Source organism: Ideonella sp. P3_A4 (assembly GCF_056403075.1).
The window spans coordinates 1-3,144 of the sequence record NZ_JBFUGE010000660.1 but is presented as its reverse complement, the minus strand read 5'-3'; the positions used below and the strand labels follow the sequence as shown (position 1 = coordinate 3,144).

Genomic DNA, 3,144 nt, shown 5'->3' with positions numbered 1-3,144 from the left:
TCTCAAACAATGGCATACCGCTAACGCGTTATACGTTGCGTTCCTTGTCGACTACGGCATAAAGAAAAGCCGGCGCGAGCACGAAGGCTGGCGCCGGCTTTTGATTCGTCGGGTGCACGTGCGCCCGACGTCTACTGACTTGGCGAGTGGCTTACTTCGCCAGGTAGTCGAAGAAGGCCTTCGGGCTCATGTCGCGGCCCAGGAAGTCCTTGACCAGCAACTCTGGCGGGCGCTGACCGCCCTGGCTCAGCACTGTGTCGCGGTAGCGCTTGCCCACCGCCGGGTCCAGCCGGTCGGCGGCAAAGGCGGTGCGCAGGTCCATTGCCACCACCAGGCTCCACAGGTAGCCGTAGTAGCCGGCGCCGTAGCCGCCCGCCACGTGGGCAAAGCCTGCCGGGAACATCGTGCCCGGCACGTAGCCCAGCGGCGTGTCGCCTTCCATCTTCGCCCACAGCGCCATCGGCTCGGGTGCGCCTGCGGTGTGCAACGCCAGGTCGAAGCTGGCGTACAGGTGCTGGCGGGCCGTCATGCTGCCCTTGGTGAACTCGCGCGCCGAGCGAGCCTTCTCGATCAGCTCGTCAGGCACCGGCTTGCAGGTCGGACAGACGTCCTGGAACAGCTTCAGCACCTTGCGGTCGAAGACCCAGTCTTCCAGCATCTGCGACGGGGCTTCGACGAAGTCGTGCTGGGTGCTGGTGCCGGAGTTCACCGCGTAGCGGGTCATCGACAGATTGCTGTGCAGCGAATGGCCGAACTCGTGCAGCAGCGTGTCCAGCTCCTCGATCGTCAGACCCTTACGGTCGAAGTTGACCACCAGCGCCGCTTGCGGCACGCGGCCAGTCTTGGTCGAGCCACCGCGGTACGACCACACCGCGGCGTGGTTGTACTTGCCCTCACGCGGGTACAGGTCGACGATCAGATTCGACAGTGGCTTGCCGGTGGCGGCGTCGCTGACCGCATAGGCTTTCGCCTCGGGGTGCCACAGCTTGGCTTGCACAGGCGTGTACTTGATGCCGAACATCGACTCGGCGATGCGCATCACGAACTGCAGGCTTTCCTCGGGCGGGAAGTACGGGCGGAACGATTCCTCGTCGACCGTGAAGCGCTCCTTGCGCAGGCGCTCGGTGTAGAAGGCCACATCCCAGCGGTCCAGCGTGGTCTTGTCCAGCGGCTGGCCCAGGTGCTTGGCCTTGGCCTCGCGCAGGTCGACGATGTCGCGGCGCTCGCTGTCGGTCACGGCCTGCTTGACCTCGTCGAGGAAGCGGGTGGTGTTGGCCGTGTTCTTGGCCATGCGGCGGCGAAGCGTGAAGTCGGCATAACTGTCGAAGCCGAACAGCTTGGCGTAGTCGCGGCGCAGCTTGGCAATCTCGGCCAGCAGTTTCAGGTTGGCGGCACCGCCCTCATTCATCTTGGCGCGCCACATCTTTTCGCGCGTGGCGGCCTTCTCGGCGCGCTCCATCACCGGGTAATAGGTGGGGTAGTCCAGGCCCAGCAGGGCGTGGCCCTTGGCGTCGCGCTTGGCGGCCTTCAGCACGCCCTCGGGCACGCCAGCCAGCTCTTCGTCGGTGTATTCGACCTTGGTCTTGCTGTCGCGAACGTTCTTTTCGAACTGCTGGCCCAGCAGGCTGATGCGGTTGGACAGCTGCTTGGCCCTGGCGCGCTGCGCCGGCGGCAGGCCGACGCCCGAGTCCTCGAACGTTTCCAGCGCCTGGCGCAGCGTTTCGCGGTCGATATCGTCGGYGGGCACCGAGGCCTTGGCGGCGCGGTACAGCTTGGCGTTCTGGCTCGTGCTGGTGAAGAAGTCCTGCCAGCGCAGGTCGCAGGCCTCGGCGGCATCACGCACCTTCTGGTCAGGGTGCACGTTGCTGATGAAGCCGATCGGGCCGTAGGCGTCTTCGGTCGCGCTGTAGTAGGCGTCGTAATCGCCGATCCAGCCGGGCGAGGCAGGCACCTTTTCAAGCGCCGTCACGCGGGCCTTGGCCGCGCGCAGCCCGGTGTCGCAGGCTTGGCGCACTTGCGCCACGGTTTGAAAGTCGGGAAAGGCCGGGCCGACCATCTGGGCCGTTTCGGCTGCATATGCCCCAGGCCAGCACGCGCCAATCGCGCTGCAGGCGGCCATCACCATCCATGTCTTTTTCATTGGCAATCCTGTCTCCATCAGACCACTTGGAAATCCGCAGAGCGGGTGGCTCCGCGGTTCTTGCCAGGCGGTAACACGGTGTGAACCGCCCCCGCCTTGAGCAAAAACGCGCATTGTGGCCCGCGGTATCTCTGCGCGCCGTGGCGCAATGCTCAAGGCTGGTCATGCCCGCCTCGGTGCGAACCCAGGGTTCTCCCTGGAAAAAACGCCGGTTCGCATCTGCAAGTATTTGAAAACACTGGCTTTTCCGCGGCTAACCCGCTTGACACCCCTAGTTTGTGGCCCGTATCCTGCCGCCCGTGCTGAGGTTCTCTTTCTCCCCGCTGGGCCGGCTCCCAACCGGCATGGCCCCTCGAAGCTGGATGCTGGCTGGCGCCCTGGCGCTGGCGACCGCTTGGTGCCAGGCCGCCCCTTCGGGCGCCGCGCACGACCCGGTGATGCAGCTGCTGCAAGACCGCGGCATGATCCAACCGAACGGCGCAATCATCGCCTCGCCGCCCCCGGCCGACCCCAGCCTGCTGGGCCAGGTGCGCGAAAAGACCACCGACCTGGTGATGGGCGCGATGAACTTCATCGGCGTGCGTTACCGCCGCGGTGGCACCTCAGCGGAAAACGGCTTCGACTGCTCGGGTTTCACCCGCTACGTGTTCGAAAACAGCATTGGCCTGGTCCTGCCCCGCCGGGCCGACGAACAGGCCAAGGCGCCCGGTTTCTTCAGCATCAACAAAGACGAGTTGAAGCCCGGTGACCTGGTGTTCTTCAACACCCTGCGCCGCACCTTCTCGCACGTGGGCATCTACGTGGGCGACGGCAAATTCATCCACTCGCCCCGTGCCGGCGGCGAGGTGCGGGTCGAAGACATGCGTGTCGACTACTGGGCCAAGCGCTTCAACGGCGCCCGCCGTGCACCGCAGGCCACCGCTGGCGGCGATCTGCCGCGCACGGCGCCCTGAGCGCCTTCAACTGACAGCGCGCAAGCCAGGCTTTTCACCCAAGGGCACAAT

General features: G+C 65.4%; 2 protein-coding genes. One reads left to right on the top strand and one right to left on the bottom strand.

Annotation, left to right across the window (positions count from 1 at the left end; translation table 11 throughout):
• Nucleotides 1-151 precede the first annotated feature (151 nt).
• Nucleotides 152-2,140: a M3 family metallopeptidase gene (locus AC1DYI_RS30710; RefSeq protein ID WP_477207904.1), complete on the bottom strand. Its 1,989-nt coding sequence runs from the start codon at nt 2,138-2,140 to the stop codon at nt 152-154.
• Nucleotides 2,141-2,484: 344 nt separating this feature from the next.
• On the opposite strand from AC1DYI_RS30710, the gene AC1DYI_RS30705 reads away from it, so the two are divergent.
• Nucleotides 2,485-3,093: a C40 family peptidase gene (locus AC1DYI_RS30705; RefSeq protein WP_477207903.1), complete on the top strand. Its 609-nt coding sequence runs from the start codon at nt 2,485-2,487 to the stop codon at nt 3,091-3,093.
• The last annotated feature ends 51 nt before the right edge of the window (nt 3,094-3,144 follow it).

What these genes read in the sequence shown, in the direction of transcription:
- AC1DYI_RS30705 (WP_477207903.1), top strand. Translation starts at nt 2,485, where the DNA reads ATGGCCCCTCGAAGCTGGATGCTGGCTGGCGCCCTGGCGCTGGCGACC.